16 protein-coding genes, 2 tRNA genes and 1 riboswitch are annotated in these 17,920 nt (G+C 57.1%); of the genes, 8 read left to right on the top strand and 10 right to left on the bottom strand.

Annotation, left to right across the window (positions count from 1 at the left end):
• Positions 1-43 precede the first annotated feature (43 nt).
• A riboswitch (Fluoride riboswitch) is annotated at positions 44-120 on the top strand.
• A gap of 82 nt (positions 121-202) precedes the next feature.
• Positions 203-1,597, top strand: coding sequence for a voltage-gated chloride channel family protein (locus G6L01_RS02700; RefSeq protein ID WP_070167703.1), 1,395 nt, complete (start codon positions 203-205; stop codon positions 1,595-1,597).
• 108 nt (positions 1,598-1,705) lie between these two features.
• A complete protein-coding gene (locus G6L01_RS02695) occupies positions 1,706-2,095 on the top strand; it encodes an ester cyclase (RefSeq protein ID WP_070167702.1) in 390 nt (129 codons plus the stop codon).
• A 410-nt stretch (positions 2,096-2,505) separates the two neighbouring features.
• Here G6L01_RS02695 and G6L01_RS02690 read toward each other — a convergent pair whose 3' ends face one another.
• On the bottom strand, positions 2,506-2,793 hold the full coding sequence (locus tag G6L01_RS02690; protein ID WP_345799419.1) for a hypothetical protein: 288 nt from the start codon (positions 2,791-2,793) through the stop codon (positions 2,506-2,508).
• A 19-nt stretch (positions 2,794-2,812) separates the two neighbouring features.
• Positions 2,813-2,886 (bottom strand) — tRNA-Gln (locus tag G6L01_RS02685).
• Between the two features lie 204 nt (positions 2,887-3,090).
• Between G6L01_RS02685 and G6L01_RS02680 the strand changes: the two genes are divergently transcribed.
• The 3 genes from G6L01_RS02680 (at position 3,091) to G6L01_RS02670 (ending at position 5,087) form a co-directional block, all read left to right on the top strand.
• Positions 3,091-3,651 carry a type 1 glutamine amidotransferase domain-containing protein gene (locus tag G6L01_RS02680; protein WP_070167892.1) on the top strand — a complete coding sequence of 187 codons (561 nt, stop codon included), beginning with the start codon at positions 3,091-3,093 and terminating at the stop codon, positions 3,649-3,651.
• A 144-nt stretch (positions 3,652-3,795) separates the two neighbouring features.
• The gene (locus G6L01_RS02675; RefSeq protein ID WP_070167701.1) at positions 3,796-4,092 is read left to right on the top strand and encodes a cupin domain-containing protein; all 297 of its coding nucleotides are present in this window, start codon (positions 3,796-3,798) and stop codon (positions 4,090-4,092) included.
• Positions 4,093-4,178: 86 nt separating this feature from the next.
• Complete coding sequence (locus tag G6L01_RS02670) at positions 4,179-5,087, top strand: MBL fold metallo-hydrolase (RefSeq protein WP_420359854.1); 909 nt, start codon at positions 4,179-4,181, stop codon at positions 5,085-5,087.
• 40 nt (positions 5,088-5,127) lie between these two features.
• On the opposite strand, the gene G6L01_RS02665 is transcribed toward G6L01_RS02670, so the two are convergent.
• Positions 5,128-6,027 carry a DUF1499 domain-containing protein gene (locus tag G6L01_RS02665; protein WP_070167699.1) on the bottom strand — a complete coding sequence of 300 codons (900 nt, stop codon included), beginning with the start codon at positions 6,025-6,027 and terminating at the stop codon, positions 5,128-5,130.
• An 837-nt stretch (positions 6,028-6,864) separates the two neighbouring features.
• On the opposite strand from G6L01_RS02665, the gene G6L01_RS02660 reads away from it, so the two are divergent.
• Complete coding sequence (locus G6L01_RS02660; protein WP_337692747.1) at positions 6,865-7,896, top strand: LacI family DNA-binding transcriptional regulator; 1,032 nt, start codon at positions 6,865-6,867, stop codon at positions 7,894-7,896.
• A gap of 202 nt (positions 7,897-8,098) precedes the next feature.
• On the opposite strand, the gene G6L01_RS02655 is transcribed toward G6L01_RS02660, so the two are convergent.
• Complete coding sequence (locus G6L01_RS02655) at positions 8,099-8,605, bottom strand: methylated-DNA--[protein]-cysteine S-methyltransferase (protein WP_070167697.1); 507 nt, start codon at positions 8,603-8,605, stop codon at positions 8,099-8,101.
• Complete coding sequence (locus G6L01_RS02650) at positions 8,602-9,534, bottom strand: DMT family transporter (protein WP_070167696.1); 933 nt, start codon at positions 9,532-9,534, stop codon at positions 8,602-8,604. Before G6L01_RS02650 ends, G6L01_RS02655 begins: the two co-directional genes overlap by 4 nt.
• A gap of 112 nt (positions 9,535-9,646) precedes the next feature.
• On the opposite strand from G6L01_RS02650, the gene G6L01_RS02645 reads away from it, so the two are divergent.
• Positions 9,647-10,231: a bifunctional transcriptional activator/DNA repair enzyme AdaA gene (locus G6L01_RS02645; RefSeq protein WP_070167695.1), complete on the top strand. Its 585-nt coding sequence runs from the start codon at positions 9,647-9,649 to the stop codon at positions 10,229-10,231.
• 237 nt (positions 10,232-10,468) lie between these two features.
• Here G6L01_RS02645 and cysN read toward each other — a convergent pair whose 3' ends face one another.
• The 5 genes from cysN to G6L01_RS02620 form a co-directional block, all read right to left on the bottom strand.
• A complete protein-coding gene (gene cysN, locus G6L01_RS02640) occupies positions 10,469-12,007 on the bottom strand; it encodes a sulfate adenylyltransferase subunit CysN (protein WP_081344271.1) in 1,539 nt (512 codons plus the stop codon).
• A gap of 1 nt (position 12,008) precedes the next feature.
• Positions 12,009-12,965, bottom strand: coding sequence for a sulfate adenylyltransferase subunit CysD (cysD, locus tag G6L01_RS02635; protein WP_070167694.1), 957 nt, complete (start codon positions 12,963-12,965; stop codon positions 12,009-12,011).
• A gap of 157 nt (positions 12,966-13,122) precedes the next feature.
• Complete coding sequence (locus G6L01_RS02630; protein ID WP_070167693.1) at positions 13,123-13,872, bottom strand: phosphoadenylyl-sulfate reductase; 750 nt, start codon at positions 13,870-13,872, stop codon at positions 13,123-13,125.
• A gap of 377 nt (positions 13,873-14,249) precedes the next feature.
• Complete coding sequence (locus G6L01_RS02625) at positions 14,250-16,235, bottom strand: methyl-accepting chemotaxis protein (RefSeq protein WP_070167692.1); 1,986 nt, start codon at positions 16,233-16,235, stop codon at positions 14,250-14,252.
• A 505-nt stretch (positions 16,236-16,740) separates the two neighbouring features.
• Positions 16,741-17,160: a hypothetical protein gene (locus tag G6L01_RS02620; protein WP_070167690.1), complete on the bottom strand. Its 420-nt coding sequence runs from the start codon at positions 17,158-17,160 to the stop codon at positions 16,741-16,743.
• 359 nt (positions 17,161-17,519) lie between these two features.
• On the opposite strand from G6L01_RS02620, the gene G6L01_RS02615 reads away from it, so the two are divergent.
• Positions 17,520-17,596 (top strand) — tRNA-Pro (locus tag G6L01_RS02615).
• Positions 17,597-17,920: the final 324 nt, after the last annotated feature.

Raw genomic sequence — 17,920 nt, 5'->3', positions numbered from 1 at the left:
CCTTCTTCTCCCCATTGACTTTCATGGGTGTCAATCGATATTCGATTGTAACGGCAATGGATTCTGCCGGGCACGACGCCGAACCGCTTCCTTGATGAAGCCGATGACTCCTACTCAACGCGCCAAGGCGAAGGAGTAGAGTCATGTCCAGAATTTCCAGACTGTTTTTTCCAATTGAATTTGCTGTTTCGGGAGCGTCACAATGAGGACGGTCCCAGAATTTGCTGACCTTCGTTTGTTTATTGGTCTTCGTTTGCACCAGATCCGCAGCCTGACAAAATGGATCGCCGTTACGGTGCCAATGGCCGTCACAGTGGGCTCGCTTGTCGCCCTGTTTCTGTGGAGCCTGGATGAGGCAACGCGGCTACGGTTTGCCTATCCCGATCTGATCTATGCCATGCCGATTGCCGGGTTTGCCATGGTCTGGACCTATCAGCGCTTTGGCAAATCGGCAGAAGGCGGCAACAACCTGATTGTCGAGCAGATCCACGAGCCGGGCGGCGGCGTGCCGTTGCGCATGGCGCCGTTTATTCTGGTCAGCACGGTGCTGACCCATCTGGTCGGCGGTTCTGCGGGCCGGGAAGGCACGGCGGTGCAACTCGGCGGCAGCCTTGCCAGCGCCTTTGCAAAGCTCTTCCGGCTGGCGCCCGGCGATGTCCGCATCCTGCTGATGGCCGGAATTGCCGCGGGCTTCGGCGCCGTCTTCGGCACGCCGATTGCCGGCGCGGTGTTTGCCCTGGAAGTGCTGACCATTGGCCGGATGCAATATGAGGCCCTGCTCCCGGCTCTGCTGGCCGCCGTGGTGGCCGACTGGACCTGCCAGGCCTGGGGGGCGAGCCATACGCATTACGTCATCGCCTATCTCAAGAACATGCCGGATAGCGGCGGGTTTCACCTCGATGCACTGATCATGCTCAAGGTGGTGTTTGCCGGAGCGGTGTTCGGGCTGGCGGCACATGGTTTTGCCGAGATGTCGCATCTGGCAGGGGCTGCTTACAAAGCCTTGCTTCCCTCTGCGCCCCTGCGCCCGGTGCTGGCCAGCGCCATTCTGCTTGCCCTGGTCTGGTTGCTTGGCACCCGCGATTATCTGGGGCTGGGCGTCTGGTCGCCCAATCCGGGCGATGTCACCATTCTCAGCTTTTTCCGCCCGGATCATGTGGATGACTGGAGCTGGGCCTGGAAGGCACTGTTTACCGTCGTCACCCTCAGCGCCGGTTTCAAGGGCGGTGAAGTCACGCCGCTGTTCTTTATAGGGGCGGGCCTCGGCAATGCACTGGCCGGACTGACCGGCGCGCCGACCGACCTGTTTGCCGGCCTCGGCTTCGTCGCTGTGTTTGCCGGGGCCACCAACACGCCGCTTGCCTGCATGATCATGGGCCTGGAGCTGTTCGGCGCCACCCATGCCGTCTATCTCGCAGTCGCCTGTTTCACCGCCTATCTCACCAGCGGCCATTCCAGCATCTACCTTTCGCAGCGCATCGGCGTGCCAAAACATGCCGCCGGTCAAATCCCCGTCGGCATCGCGGTGCGCCATCTGCGCCTAACGCGATCGGCGCCTAGCCAGGAAGACAACAACAAAAGCCGCAACGATAGCTGAAGCTGCTATGGTTCCTATGTCATTGTGTCAGTCGGGCTCAGAGGAAGGCCGGAGCAGCCAACCCCTGGATCAGGCATTTTGCGATGACCACCAACAAGGAGGGCCAAAATGCCGGTAAAACAGCTTGTAGACCAGTACCGCGCCTATATCGATTGCCTCAACCGCCAAGCCTGGGACGAATTGGGCCTTTTTGTCGATGCCGAGGTTCGCCATAACGAGTGCTTGCTCAAGCTTCATGGCTACCGCGAAATGTTGGTTCAAGACTTTATCGATATACCGGACCTGCGGTTCGACATTCAACGGATCGTCTGCGAACCACCGCAAATTGCCGCACGCCTCTGCTTTGATTGCTCTCCCAAAGGTCTTTTTCTGGGAGTGCCCGTCCATGGGCGCCGGGTGGCTTTTACCGAAAACGTCTTTTATGAATTCAACGGATCGAAAATCGCCAATGTCTGGTCGGTCATAGACAAGGTCGCCATCGAGGCTCAACTTCGATAGCCATCTGGCGCCAACGCTTGAAGTGGTTGTTTTCGACAGAGTATGATTTACTCGTCCGGCGCGTCCGAGGGCTCTGAAAATAAAAAACCCTTGATCCGAGGCCTCGGGCCACCGACAGCATCGAAAATCGCTCAAGATTTCCGCCGAAAATCACCAGATCGGTCTTGCTCGATCCGTCTCCCTCGAAAACCACGCAGCCCAGCTGTTCGGAAAGCGCATTCAGCTCGAAAATCAGATGTCGCAATTCATTCAGCGTCAGGGGAGATAACGATGTCGGGGAATATTTGAAGGATATGCCGTGATTGACGATATCCTGAAAATCTACATTCACGGCTCGGAACCTTCAAAGCATGCGTTTCGGCGGCATAGGTAATCGATCTGGCACGCCGCAACCTGGCCGGGTTGGGAACTCAAATCAGCCAGAATCGTTGAGAGACCTGGAGCAAGCGGTTGCGGATTGCATCTTTATCGGTTGCCCACAATCGAAGGAGTAGAAAAATGCTGAAATTCATTGGTGGCACAATCGGTGCGATTTTCCTGATCGGCCTGATCGTCGTCGTCTTGCTGCTCAAGCTTATATTTTGAGAGAGCGGGCTTTCAAAAGCCCGTTTCAGGCGCTCGTCCAGAAAAAGTCTTGCCCGTTTGCGCAAACAATCCACTGACGTTTCCGAACATAAATCTTCGGATGTCGAGGTCACGGATCTGGATTCGGAAGAGTGGCTGGGGCGCCTGGATTCGAACCAGGGATGGCGGTACCAAAAACCACTGCCTTACCGCTTGGCTACGCCCCATCACAAAGCGCACGGATCAATGATGCCGCGCGTTTGGCATGCCGGTCATTAGCAAAAGCGCGCACGGGCTGCAATCGCTGATTTGATATTTTCCGTGGAAAGCGTCGAGGAACATCGTCATTCAAAGGTTAAGAAATTACGGAACGATCCCCGGCTCCATCTGTTGTGATGATGAACCACCACGAAACAGAAAAGGACTTAGAGATGACAAAGATTAACGAAGCAAAGATCCTTATTCTTGCCACTGATGGCTATGAGCGTTCGGAATTGCGAGTTCCGCTGGATCAATTGAAGGCCAAAGGTGCGTCAGTGACCATCGCCTCCTTGAAGAAACAGCCGATCAAAAGCTGGGACGACAAGAATTGGGGTGACACGGTCGATGTCGACCTCACAGTCGAAGAGGCTTCTGCCAACAATTACGATGCGCTAGTCATTCCAGGTGGCCAGATCAATCCGGATATCCTGCGGGCCGATGCCAAGGCCGTTCAGCTGGTGCGTGATTTCGTCGCTTCCGGCAAGGTCGTTGCCGCGGTCTGCCATGGGCCTTGGCTGCTGGTCGAAGCTGATGCGTTGCGCGGCCGTCAGGCAACCTCCTATGCTTCGATCCGCACCGATGTGAAAAATGCCGGTGCGCGCTGGGTTGACCAGACTGTGGTTGCCGATCAGGGCATTATCACCTCGCGAAACCCCGGCGATCTCGATGCGTTCGTCGCAAAAATCGTCGAGGAGGTCGAAGAAGGCCGCCATGAACGGCGCGCCGCCTGATCTCTTTTTTCCCATCTGAAAAACGAAGCACCCCTTCCCCTGGAACGGGGTGCTTTCTTTTTGCGCGTCAACAGCTTTACTCCACAACCAGCATGCTTATCATAGAATGTCTTCGAGACACGCTTGTGTGACAAGGATTTCGACATGCCCGGATATTCCGCTCGCCCGCCTGCCATTTCCACGCTTTTGATCGACGATGCCGTGGTGCGGGTGACGCGCTGGGATTTCGAGCCCGGTGCCGCCACCGGCCATCATGTCCATGGACTTGGTTATGTCGTGGTGCCGATGACGGATTGCGACTTCCTGATCGAGGACAAAGCTGGCGAACGACGCGTCACCAGCCGTGCTGGCGAGGCTTACCGGCGCGATGCAGGCGTGGAGCACAATGTCGTCAATGGCGGCACGCAACCGATGAGCTTTATCGAAATCGAATATAAATGAGGGGCTGCCATGTCTGTTCCCTACCATGTGTGTTCCTGACGCCGCTTGCCCTTGGGATCTGATAGATCATGACAATCCAGCCACATATCAGCCAGCCACACATCAGCACCGATTATCGTGCCGACCATGGACGCCGCGTGCCCATTATCAATGGCGTCGAACGGGTCACCGCCAATAATCCTTCCGCCATGACCTATATGGGTACGAACACCTATATCATCGGCGAAAAATCCGTTTGTGTGATCGATCCCGGCCCCGATAACCCTGCGCATTTCCATGCGTTGCAATTGGCGCTGCGCGGTCGCGAAGTCAGCCATATCATCATCACCCATACCCACCGCGACCATTCCGGCCTTGCCCTGCGGTTGCAAGAGCAGACCGGCGCGAAGCTGGTGGCCGAGGGCCGCCACCGGCTGGCGCGCCCGCTGCACCCTGGCGAAACGGCAGCCTTTACCGAAAGCGGCGACCGGGATTTCACCCCCGACATCACCCTTGGCGATACCGAGCGTCTGGACGGGGACGGCTGGGCTCTGGAAACTGTGCTAACCCCCGGCCACGCCGCCAACCATGCCGCCTTTGCACTTGTTGGAACCGGCATCCTGTTTTCCGGCGATCATGTCATGGCCTGGGCGTCAACGGTGATTGCGCCACCCGACGGATCGATGCGCGATTACATGGCCTCGCTGGATGTTTTGCTGGCGCGCGACGACCTGGCCTATCTGCCCGGCCATGGCGGGCCGGTCCTGTCTCCCCTCGACCATGTCTCCAGGCTGAAAGGCCATCGACTGAACCGCGAAGAGGCCATTCTGGCCCGTGTTCAGTCCGGAGACAGGACGATAGACGAGATGCTGGCCGCCATTTACCACAATATCAGCCCGGATCTCTACAAGCCCGCTGTCCTGTCGATTTTGGCGCATCTGGAAGATCTGGTGGCAAGGGGCGCCGTTCGATGCGAGGGGCCAGCCTTGGCAGACGGCCGGTTTCATCCGGCTTGATCGGCATATGAGCTGAAGATATCACCGGTCCGATCAGCTATCACTGGCTGGCGATGCCCAGCAATTCGCCATCCAGCGCGGTCAGGTAGCCATTGGCGATGGCGGCGGCAAAGCCGAGATCGTGGGGACCGTAGCGGCTGGAAACCCGGATATCGACCAGCACCGTCTCCTCTTCTTCCCGCAGCCGAATGAGAATATCGAAGGGGAAGCCCAGAATGAAATTGCGGGTGGTGGCCTGAATACGGATCACCCCGGGCGGCTCGTCATCGGGAATGAGATCCTGGGCCTGCGGCTGCGGACGCGGGGTTGGCACCGGCACGGGTGCAGGCCCGGCAGGTGTCCCGGAAGCTGGCGCCGGGGCCTGAAAATCCGGGCGGGCATAAGCGGCCCCGCGCGTCGCCGTCACGCTCCAGCGCTCGTCGGACGCCACTTTGCGCACCGCCTGATAAACCCGGTCCAATGCCCCGTCATAGCGGCGCACGGTCAGGGTCGGATAGGCCTCGGCCTGTAGACGGGCTTGCACAACGGCATCGGTTGGAGGGCGCGGCAGCCAGCTGGATTTCGACGCTGGCGACAAGATCCAGCCGGGCGGATCGGTGAAGTCGCTGACCACTTCATAAAGCTCCGGCCGGGTCTGGTAGCGCTCAGCAGCCAGCCCCAACACCGAAAGCGGCAGAGCCGCAATGACCAGCGCCCGGCTGGCTGCCAAGCCGCCCTTGGCGCCAATCGACCAGAGCCGCCACAGGCCCCAGAGAGCAAACGGCACCGAAAGCGCCGCCAGCCCGCCGCAGAGCAGAACCGCAAGCACGAAGCTCGGCATGGACAGCGGACCGAAACGGAACCCAAGCCAGGCCGCCACCAGCAGCAGCAGGGACAAAGACGCCAGCCGCCAGGCCCAGCGGGCGGCAATGGAAACGGGACGAGTGAAACGGATGGTCATGCGGAATGCGCCGTCTCCAGATCTTCCGCTGAACAATGTCTGAAACCGATGGCGAGGTCTGAAATTGTGCAGCAGGTATAAAAATTTCGACTCTCTCAAAGGCGTCAAAAGCCCCGGTTGATGTCCGGACTTTGCCCGCTTTCAATGCATCTACAGCCTTGCAGCCGGAAACCGTAGTCTCCCTCACCCCATACCGCATAAATTCCCCGGTCGGAATCGATTTCAGGAACTATGTCGCAAAACATCCTTGGCGCATTTGATAAAACGCAAGGCGCCGTGCCAGGACTTGCGGCATATATGCTCCATGATGACTCGCTATAATAGCTTATTTCTATTGTATAATTTCATCCGTGGCGCCAACTGGAACCGAGCAATCATGCAATGAAGAAGCGGTACGATCAGGCTGGCATGTCGATCTTTTCTGACTGCCGTATCCACACCTTTGATGTAAAGGACCAGAAATTCAGCAATTTTCAGTTGCTTTACTCTTGAGTTCAGGTTGTCCTGTTCTCAAGGCTTATTAGAATGTATCAATATTGCCTTCGAACTATGTTACGGACAAAACCGGTGGGGAGAGCCTTGGGAGGGGTGTATGACATGAACCGATATAAAAGCCTTGGACTCATAGCTGTCCAGCTTTATCAACGACTTGAGACACCTTCAAAGTAACCATCACGGCTCGTTTTCAATGATTTCCGATGGGAAATCAAAAGCGGAGGACACAGTCGGCGATAACGGCATGCATGATCTTTGCCGATCCCGATATGCGGATCATTCATCCACGTGAATGTCCGCCGTGACAGCAAATGAGTGCGCAAGCAAATGACCGGGGGCGGAGTGGGGAAGAAAATCAGGACGTCGGGCAATCGCCTGACATTGAACGAAGTGGCGGAGAAAGTCGGCGTCAGCCCGATTACCATTTCAAGGGCGCTGAACAAGCCGGAAAAAGTCTCTCCGGGACTGCGCGAAACGATTCTGAAAATCGTTGAAGAGCTTGGCTACGTGCCCGACTACGCCGCGCGGGCCCTGGCGAGCCGAAACAGCAATACGATCGGCGTCTTGTCCTCGCTGCTCGGCACCAATATTTTTCCCAGGGTCATGAAGGGCATCGAGGATCGGGCACGGGGCACGGGACTGCGCATCCAATATGTCAATACGCGCTACGATCCCGACGAGGAGCTTTACCAGCTCAGACAGTTTTTCGCGCAGAAGCCGACGGGCATCATCATTGGCGGCGTGCAGGTCGATCCGCGGGTGACGGAAATGCTGCATGAGGCGCCCTGCCCTGTCGTGCAGTTTATCGATATCAGCTATCCGCCGGTCGATATGGCCATCGGTATCAACAATGCCGCCGCTGCCGATGTCGCCATCCGGCATCTGCTGGATGCGGGCTATCGCCGGATCGCATTCTGCGCAACCGGAACGGATATTCCTGTCCGGATGCGGCTTGAAAGCTATCGTAACCGGCTGAAGGAAGCAGGTCTTTACAATCCTGATCTCGAAATCAATGTGGACGCCAGCGATTGCTTCGGATCAGCGGGCAAGACCCTCGACACATTGTTTGCCGCCGAACGCGATCTTGATGCCGTGTTGTGTAGCCACGACGACCTGGCGCTTGGCCTGCTGTTTGAATGCCAGCGGCGCGGCATCAGTATCCCCGACCAGCTCGGACTGTGCAGCTTCACCGACCTCGATTATTGCGCCCACACCGTGCCTGGCCTGACGACGGTGCGCACCCCGCTCTATCAGCTCGGCTACCGCGCCACCGACATGATCATCCGCAGCCAAGACAAAAGCCGCCAGAAACACACGACGGATCTCGGTTTCGAACTGATCGTCCGAGGCTCCACCCGCCGTACTCAAACATGAACCATACGGCGGCTCACCAGCCGCCAACCGGGGCTTGAATATCAGCCCAAAACCTGTAGACAGACCCCGAACGCGACCGCCGTTATCTATAGAACGGGGTCGGGCGGCCGATTGACGTCACGCTGCTGCCACGAGATCACGTGGCCGTTCTGTTTGGTTTTCAGACAGCTATCAGGGCCTGGCCCATGTGAGCGCGACTGCCTCACAGCAATCGCAGTTGATCACTAACCGTGCTGGATCGCTCCAATGCGAGAAGCCATTTCTTTGTTTCGATGCCGCCGCCAAATCCGGTGAGACTTCCATTCGCTCCAATGACCCTGTGGCACGGAATAATAATCGGGATTGGATTGTTACCGTTTGCAGCACCGACCGCCCGGTTCGCCGCTGGATTATCTATGCGGCGTGCCAATTCGCCATAACTAATCGTTGCACCAAACGGAATTCGTGTCAGCTCCCGCCAGACAGTAAGCTGAAAGCTGGTTCCCTGCAGATCAAGCGGCAGATCGAATTCCCGCCGTGTCCCTTCAAAATATGCCTGCAACTGGCCCTTCACGTCGCCAAAGATCTTGTCATCAGGCCTCCATTCCGGTCGTAGCGTGATGGCACCTTTCCCCGTCGGAAAACCAAGATGGGATAGATGGTCGCCGTCACCTGCCAGCAGCAGGCGGCCAATCGGGCTGTCCATGAATGTATAACGAACTTCTTTCATTGAATGCTCACATTGTTCTGTCTGCGAAGCGATCGCAACAGGCGACCGTCGATCAACAGCAGACCAACAGAAATCAAAGCCATGCCAACAAAATGGTTGATCGCCAGTACCTCCCCCAGAAAAAGGCTTCCAAGAAGGATGGCGCTCACAGGGATTAGCAACGTGACAAGCGAACTATTGATCGCGCCGCCAACAGCGAGGATGTGAAAGAAGATGATGTAGGCAAGCGCGGTTGACAATAGTCCCAATCCGATAAGGGCTGCGATAACTGTACCGCTCGGCATCACCAAAAGCCACGGCGGGTCGATCAGCAGGACAATCGGTATCATCATGATCGTTGTCGCCATCGTTTGGCCAAATGCGCTTGTCGCAGGCGCGATGCCCATCCGTCGGAAGCGCCGACCAAAGACGCCCGCGAACCCATATGACAGAGCCGCGGCCAGGCAGGCGAGTAGAGCCAGGAACGGAAGTGCATGCGATGAAAAGGCATTTCCCGCCATGAGCAGCGCGACACCCATGAAGCCCAAGACAATGCCAGCGAGTTTATTGAGGGTCATGCGTTCATCTGTTGTGAGGAAATGTGCCACGATGATCGAGAAGATTGGCGTGGTTGCGTTGAGGATCGACGCCACGCCGCTGGCTATCTGCGTTTGCCCCCAGAAAAGCAGGCTGAACGGGATGAGATTGTTCAAGAGCCCCATACCGAAAAATGCGACCCATGTGCCAATTGCTATTGGAATGGCCCGTCGGGTTGCGCGCAGATAGATGAACAGCGCAAACGCAGCAATGGCGACCCGCGCAAGAACGACAATGAAGGGCGGTAATTCGGCAAGGGCAACCTTGGAGAAGAAGAAGGCGCCGCCCCACAGAACGGATAGAATTATTAGGAGAGCCCAGTCGAAGATGCCCAAAGTTTGTGTTTTCTGCATTGTGTAATCCTGCCTTAAAGCGTCGCGACAGATTGAACCGGCTCTCTGCTGGCCGCTCGCCGGATTCGGACTCTGTCCTTCTAAGCGCATCGAACTCGTGTAAAATGATGCCATGAATTTGGATATTTCCATCTGCGAGCAGGCGTGGCTGGCACGCGATCCCGGTTTCGACGGTCGGTTTTTCATCGGCGTACGAACAACTGGAATCTATTGCCGTTGTGTCTGCCCGGTCCGCCTTCCCTATCGCCGCAATGTCGAGTTCTTACCCAGCGCGGCGTCGGCGGAGCTGGCGGGCTATCGGCCTTGCCTGCGTTGTCGGCCGGAATCTGCCCCTTTCTGTCCGGCCTGGAAGGGAAGCGTTGCGACCGTTGAAAAGGCAGCCAGACTCATTCGGGAAGAAGGAGCGCTTGATATGCGCGGTGCAACAGTTGATTTGCTTGCGGAACGTGTTGGCGTTGGCGCACGCCATCTCTCGCGGCTGTTTCAAAAACATCTCGGAGCAAGCCCGATGCAGGTGGCAAAAACGGCTCGCGTGCAACGGGCAAAGCGCCTGCTGACAGAAACAGACCTACCGATAACCGACATTGCTTTGCAAGCTGGTTTTGGAAGTCTCCGGCGCTTCAACGCCGTTTTTCAGGAGGTCTACAAACGCCCACCGACTGCCATCAGGCGCACGCTGGTGTCGCAAAATTCCTAGGATTTTCAAATAAAATTCCGTCGCAAACCGTTTTTGCAGAAATGGATTATTCGCCGAGAGCTTTACATCACGATCCATGAAAGTCTCGGACCGAAAGCAAGCATATCCCCGCCCTCACCAAGCCTCTCATACCAATAAAGAACCCACGCAATTGATAAAAACAAAAGCCGCCATGCGTTTCTCCAACACATGACGGCTGTAACTCATCAGTTCATCGGCCAATACAGCCGATGAAAATTAACCCTCAATCCCGTCCAGCAAGTCCCGTGCCTTGGCGGTCGTCACCCGGCGCAGTTCCACTTCGTCGCGGCGGGCGGCCAGCAGTTCGGTGGCCATGAGCTGGTCGGCGAGATCGGCCGGCAGCGACAGAAGCACGCGGGCTTCACCGGTGTTCAGGCCATCGACATCCGAGCGCTTGGCGGTGATCATGCCGCCGGCAACCGTGTTGTTGGTGTCGGGGTCGATCAGGATGAAGGCGCCGGTCGAGCGGTTCTGCTCGTAGGGGTCAAACACCGCCTTTTCGTCGAAGGCCAGATGTACCTTGCCGATGGCGTTCATGGGAAGGCTTTCCGCCGGACCCCATTTGCCGTTTTTCAGATCCAGTTGCTGCACTGGCTTGACCTGGACGCGCTGGCGGCGCGATCCACTTTTCAGCCAATAGCGCTTATTGGGCAGGATGCCGTCCGGCTGCAAAGCCACGAGCTGCGCATCGAAGGCGAGGCCAACCTGTGGCTCGGCATCGAGCGAAACGATCATGTCGCCGCGCGACACATCCACCTGCCGGTCGAGCACCAGGGTAATGGCATCGCCAGCCACGGCAGCATTGCGCACCAGATCGAAGGTGACGATCTGCTTCACATTGGCAATGGCGCCCGACGGCAGGATGGCGACGCTATCGCCCGGCTTGACCGCGCCACCGGCCACCGTCCCCTGATAGCCGCGAAAGCTTTCACCCGGACGCGACACGCGCTGTACCGGCAGGCGGAAGCCCGTCGATTGTGCCGAACGCGAGGTGGCGCGTTCCAATGCTTCCACCAACGTCGGGCCGTCATACCAGGGCATCGGCTCCTGGCCGGAATAGACGACATTTTCGCCCTTCAGCGCCGACATCGGAATGGCCGTGGTCTGGCGCACGCCGAGCGTCAGGGCGATGTCCTTGAACTCGTTGACGATGGCGTCAAAACCAGCCTTGTCGTAATCGGTCAGGTCGATCTTGTTGACGGCCAGCACGAATTGCTTGATGCCCATCAGCGAGGCAATGGTCGCATGCCGGCGGGTCTGTTCAAGAATACCGGCGCGGGCATCGACCAGCAGCACGGCGAGATCGGCGGTCGAGGCACCGGTCGCCATGTTGCGGGTATATTGCTCATGGCCGGGCGTGTCGGCGACGATGAAGGAGCGCTTGTCGGTGGCAAAATAACGATAGGCGACATCGATGGTGATGCCCTGTTCGCGTTCCGCCTGAAGACCATCAAGCAGCAGCGCGAAATCCGGCAGGCCAAGATCGTTCTGCTTGCCGCTATCACGGCGCAGCGTTGCGGCCTGGTCTTCCTTGACCGCCTTGGTATCCCACAGCAACCGGCCGATCAGCGTCGATTTACCGTCATCGACCGAACCACAGGTGATGAGACGCAAGGGACGGGAATCGCGACCGCTATAGGCGACCTCGGACTGAGGGACTGCATTTGCCAAGGAAAGCCCCTGCGACGATTCTTTGGAGGAAAAATCGGATGTGGACGCCAGGTTGGCGGCGAGTGCGGTGGCGCTTGCGGTCATCTCAGAAATATCCTTCGCGTTTTTTCTTTTCCATCGATCCGGACTGGTCACGGTCGATAGCGCGACCCTGACGCTCGGAGACGGTCGCAATTTCCAGTTCGGCAATCACTTCATCCAGGGTCCGGGCCTCGGATCGGAGCGCGCCGGTCAGCGGGAAGCAGCCGAGCGTGCGGAAGCGGATCGATCCATGCTGAACCTTTTCGCCCGGCAGCAGTTCCAGCCGCTCATCTTCGGCCAGGACCATCATGCCATCGCGCTCAATGAAGGGTCGGTTTTCGGCGAAATACAGCGGCACAAGCGGAATGTTTTCCGCCTGAATATAGCGCCAGATATCGACTTCCGTCCAATTGGACAGCGGGAAGGCCCGCACGCTTTCACCCCGGCGGATCATGCCATTATAGACATTCCACAGTTCCGGGCGCTGGTTGCGCGGGTCCCATTTATGGTCAGGCGTGCGGAAGGAGTAGATCCGCTCCTTGGCGCGCGAGGCTTCCTCATCGCGGCGCGCACCACCGAAGGCAGCGTCATATTTGCCGGCGTCCAGCGCCTGGCGCAGCGCCTCGGTCTTCATGATGTCGGTATAGAGCGCCGAGCCGTGCGAAAAGGGTGTGACACCTTCGGTCTTGCCGCGCGGATTGGTATGGACGACCAGATCCAGATCATAGCGCTTAGCCATCTCGTCGCGGAAGGCAATCATTTCCCGGAATTTCCAACCGGTATCGATATGCAGCAGCGGAAACGGCACCCGGCCTGGATAGAAGGCCTTGCGCGCCAAGTGCAGCAGCACGGACGAATCCTTGCCGATCGAATAGAGCATGACGGGGTTTTCGAACTCGCCGGCCACTTCGCGGAAAATATGGATTGCCTCGTTTTCCAGCGCCTTCAAATGCGGATCGAGCGGCGCACGCGCCACGACCTCCTTGGAATGCGGATCAAACTCGGACTGATGAAGATGCATGACTTGATTTCCAGATGCGTGCGGCCCAGATTCGGGCTGCGATGACGGCTGCGGGGGCAGACTCTGTACGGACATAAAACATATTCCTAGTTGCCGATGACTGGTCTTGGCTAGTCTTGAACGAGAAAAACCTCGCCAAAAGCCCAGAAAACGGCTGTTAAAGGGAACTGGAATTCAGTGATGGAATGGCAGCGTCCGGTACATGCAGGCCGCATTCGCGCTTCTCGTCGTTTTCCCACCACCAGCGGCCGGCCCGCTCAGGCTCGCCCGGCTTGATCGCACGGGTGCAGGGTTCACAGCCAATCGAGGGATAGCCGCGTGCATGCAGCGGATTGATCGGCACAGCCTCGCTCTCTACGTAGGCGTTGATATCGTCCAGCGACCAGTCGGCCAGCGGGTTGACCTTGATCAGGTTACGCTCGGCGTCATATTCGGCGAACGGCGTTGTGGCGCGATTGCCGGACTGGCTGCGGCGCAGGCCCGTAACCCAGACAGAAGCGCCTTGCAGCGCCCGCGCCAGAGGAACAAGCTTGCGCACATGACAGCAGGCATGGCGCGCTTCAACGCTTTCGTAAAAGCCGTTCAAGCCATATTTTGCCGCATAGGCGTCAATATCGTCCTGATCGGGCGAATATTGCGTGATGGAAATGCCGAAGCGCTCTTCGGTCTCGGCAATCAGATCGAGGGTTTCCTTGAACAAGCGACCGGTTTGCAAGGTTGCCACCTCAATGGAGAGACCGGCAAGGCCGATTGCCGCCGTAATCACCTGATCCTCAAGCCCAAGGCTTGTGGTGAAGACAGAGCGACCGCCAAGCTCCTCAACAAGGCGCAAGCGGGCAGTGAGATCTAATTCAGCGAGCGCCGCGTCCAAGGTGGCAACGGCCTGAAGATTGGATTGCGATGTCATTCGTTTGATTCCTAGCGGGCCTACTCAATGTCCGACCAAGGCCCACGCCCACTCACTGGCTGCGCCCGGCATAAGCCTCTGATGCCGCCGAGTATCGATGTTTTTATCGTCAAAAGACAGGAATTGCCTTTTATGCTGTCGCCAATGCGGAGCAAATATCACTCAAAGCCAAAGATATAGCGCAATTCCTGCCGCCTCGTCCTTGTCGCTCTTATTCCCCCTTGCCCCCCTTTGCCTTGCCGCCCCCTTGCCCGTTGCCCTTGTGGCGGCCCGTCCGGTTCATTCCAAACGAAAACGCCGGAAAGCAAAGCTTCCCGGCGTAATAATCTTGATAACAAGGGATATTCCCGTTGAGCGTTGCAGCTGGTGAGCCAGCCTCAGAACTCTTCCCAGGACTGATCGGCGGCAGCAGCAGCCGGTGCTGACGATTTGCCGGAGAAGGCACTGGCGATCTTGCGGCCAAGCGCACGGGCGGGCGAAGCCACCGGAGCCTGTGCCACATGGGTGGTACGAACGGGGGCGGGACGAGCCGACGCAGCATAGGCCGATCCAGCATTGAACCCACTTTGCCCGCCGCCGGACAGCTTGAATTGTGACAGAAGCTGGTTCAGCGAGGCGACTTCTCTTGCCAGACCGTGGCTTGCCGCCGTGGATTCCTCCACCATTGCCGCGTTTTTCTGGGTGTCCTGGTCCATCTGGTTGACGGCAGTGTTGATCTGCTGGAGGCCGGACGATTGTTCATGGGCCGCCTCAACGATGGCGCTGACGTGACGGTTGATTTCCTGCACTTCGGCAACCATGGTTTCCAGTGCAGCACCGGTTTCTCCCACCAGAAGCACGCCGGACTGGACCTGGCTGTTGGAGGTGGTGATCAGCGCCTTGATGTCCTTGGCCGCATTGGCGGAACGCTGGGCAAGCTCGCGCACTTCCTGGGCAACGACTGCAAAGCCCTTGCCTGCTTCACCGGCACGAGCCGCCTCGACGCCGGCATTCAGCGCCAGAAGATTGGTCTGGAAGGCGATTTCATCGATGACGCTGATGATGTTGGAAATCTCAGCCGATGATTTTTCGATCTGTTCCATGGCGATCACGGCGCGGCGCACCACCTCGCCGGATTGCTCGGCTCCGGCCTTGGTGCGCGAAACCAGAGTTCCCGCTTCCTGGGCACGACGGGTCGAATCCTTTACCGTGGTGGTGATCTGTTCCAGGGCCGCAGCCGTTTCCTCGACGGAGGCGGCCTGCTGCTCAGTGCGCTTGGCCAGATCATCCGCCGCCGCCTTTATCTCATTGGCGCCCGCATCGATAGCGCTAGCATTCTGAGAAACGTGGGTCAGCGCTTCCTGCAATTTTTCAGCCGAGTTGTTGAAGCTGGCGCGCACGCCATCCAGATGGGCGACGAAAGGCTGACCGATACGATAGGAGACATCGCCATCGGACAGATGCGAAAGCCCGTTTGCCAGATTATCGACCGCGAATTGGATATCCGCCGCTTCCCTGGCCTTTTGCTCCTCACGCTCGAGACGCTCTTTTTCCGAGAGGCTGCGATTGGCCGCGGTTTCCTGCTCCAGACGAACGCGCTCGATGGCATTGTCGCGGAAAACGCCGACAGCGACAGCCATCTGCCCGACCTCGTCCTTGCGCGACAGGCCGGGTATCTCCTGCTGCGATTCACCGTTTGCTAGCGCTATCATCCGACTGCGAAGCCTGTCGATTGGACCGATAATGCCACGCGAGGTGACGACCAGGGCCAAAACAATGGCCAGGAGCATGACGCTGCCGACAATCGTCAAAGACGTCAGAATGGTTGTATTCGTCTGGTCTGTCAGGGCGTCGCTTTTCTTAAGGAGAGCAGCTGTATTGCCATTGTTCCAGTCGCGAAGATCGTCGCGCCATTTGGCAATCAATGGATCTGCCGTCACCAGTAGGACTCTTGCCTCATCATGCTGTCGCGCGGCAGCCAATTGAACGGCCTTGTCGGTCAATGCCTGGATGGCGCGAGCGCGATCGACAAACCTGTCGACATCGCCAGCATTCTCCGGCGTCAGGGACTTGACCTTGTCCAAGCGCTTAAAAAGTGTCGAGATCGAATCCGTGTAGGCCGATTTGACGCTTGATGTGTCAAGCTTGCTGACATCATAGGAAATCACCTGATAGGCGCCATAGCCCATTGCCAGCATAGACGTGACCGAACGAGACATTTCGCTGGCAGCGATGGCGTCCGTGGCGATAAAGTCGGAATATTCCGTGTCCGTCGACTTATAAGTACTCGCGACGATGCCCAGTCCGCCAATGCCGATCATGCAGACCGGGACAATGAGCGACAGAATTTTCGTGCGAATGCTCGCATTGGCCAAAAAAGACATTATGCCTCGCCTCTTAAATCTGATGGGGGTGGGGAAGGAACAGAGGGAGAGGCAAGCTCTCACGAACCTGACGCTGCTTTCTTGGCTTGGCAAGAGTGCGACAGGCGACCCATCATGGGTGCTTTACGATAGATTTCATATAACACAATTAAGATTTAATATTTCCCTAAAATAGAGTGGGTAAATTCGAAAGGTCGAGGTCATAACCGGAGCGAAAAACTCCGCCCGCATCCAGACCTTGGAAATATTCGATAAACAGGCATTGAAAACCGGTCGCCGGGGCGCAATTTTGCCGCCGGCGCATGGCTGGGTTTCCAAAGAAACCCGCTTTGAGCACGTTTGTGCGTGAAAGCACGAAGCGCTCAACGCCGCACACAACAAAAAAGGCGAGGTCGCCTGACAACCTCGCCTTGATCCATCTTCGTACGCTTTAGAAGACACGTTTTCGAAAACCGGGCACCGTCAACTGACGTTTACACGGCCTCTCATCACGTGGATAACGGCATTATGCGCCGCCCAAAAACTCTTCGCACCAGGTCTTGCCGCCTTCAACAGGCCTGTCGATGACAGGCTTGATCGCACGGATGACATAGTCTGGAGAGACTGTGACTCGCACTTCGCAGCGCAGATATTCGGTGCGCCCGGCCTTGGTGACCTTGCCGCGCTTGCCATCGGGCGTTTGTGCATAGGTCGGAGCGACCGTGCGGGTCCTGAAGCCACCGCGCCAGCTATAAACGGTGGCACCGCCCGCCTGTTCGTCATTGATCGGCGGCCCAAATTTGGCAAAGAAGGCTCCCGCCGGTTGGCCGACCCAACGCTCTTCCACCAGGTTTTTCTTCTGTACAGGCATGATGCCCGATGTCGTCGTGGTACATCCAGCCAGCGCCAGCGCCAAACCAGCCGTCAGCATGATCCGAAAATTCATAATTCTGTCCCTTGGTAACCCGCTTCAAGCAGCCCGGCCTGGCAGAGCCCTGCCCCGGCCACACCTGTGCCACTTTGTCTTTCGCCTTTATCCCCAAAACCTTAAATTGGAAATCACCAAGTTTCTTGCTCACGTCAACTTGTTTCAAAACGGCAACAGTGAAATATCGCGTACCGAAATTGATAAAAGATAATATTATTCATTAAATACAAAGAATTAACTCAATTTTTCTGCAACCGTTCGAGGCACGCGGCACCCTCGGCGTGCGGCATTCTCACCCCTGTTGAAAAGCCATGATTTTTTTAAAGCCACCCGCTTGTCTATTGTGAAACCCTGGTTTATACGGGCGCCACTGGTCACGGAGTGTAGCGCAGTCTGGTAGCGCACCACGTTCGGGACGTGGGGGTCGAGTGTTCGAATCACTCCACTCCGACCAGGTCAAAGGCTTTTCCCGAAGGCTGTTTCTTCCTCACTATTTAAAGCCTGCTGCTTCTCGTGGTATCATCCTATACGATGTCATGTCATGACCGTTTTTAACGGGCGGCACAGTCAAGGGCCTGAAGCTCCTGTATCTGAGACCAGCCAAAAAATCGTAATATGCAGGGTTTTTTTAATCCTGCAGGGTGGAGGGAATTGTACCTTAACGAGAAGATTGTCATAAAGACATAAAAGGCTGAGTTGCAGACTGCGAACTCGGAAAGGTTCACCAACTGTCGTCATAATAATTTGTTTTTTCTGCATTATTTGTAAAAATCATTCC

The sequence above is a fragment of the Agrobacterium vitis genome (assembly GCF_013337045.2).
GTDB classification, from domain to species: Bacteria; Pseudomonadota; Alphaproteobacteria; order Rhizobiales; family Rhizobiaceae; genus Allorhizobium; species Allorhizobium vitis_B.
This window is presented reverse-complemented; position numbering and strand designations above follow the sequence as displayed.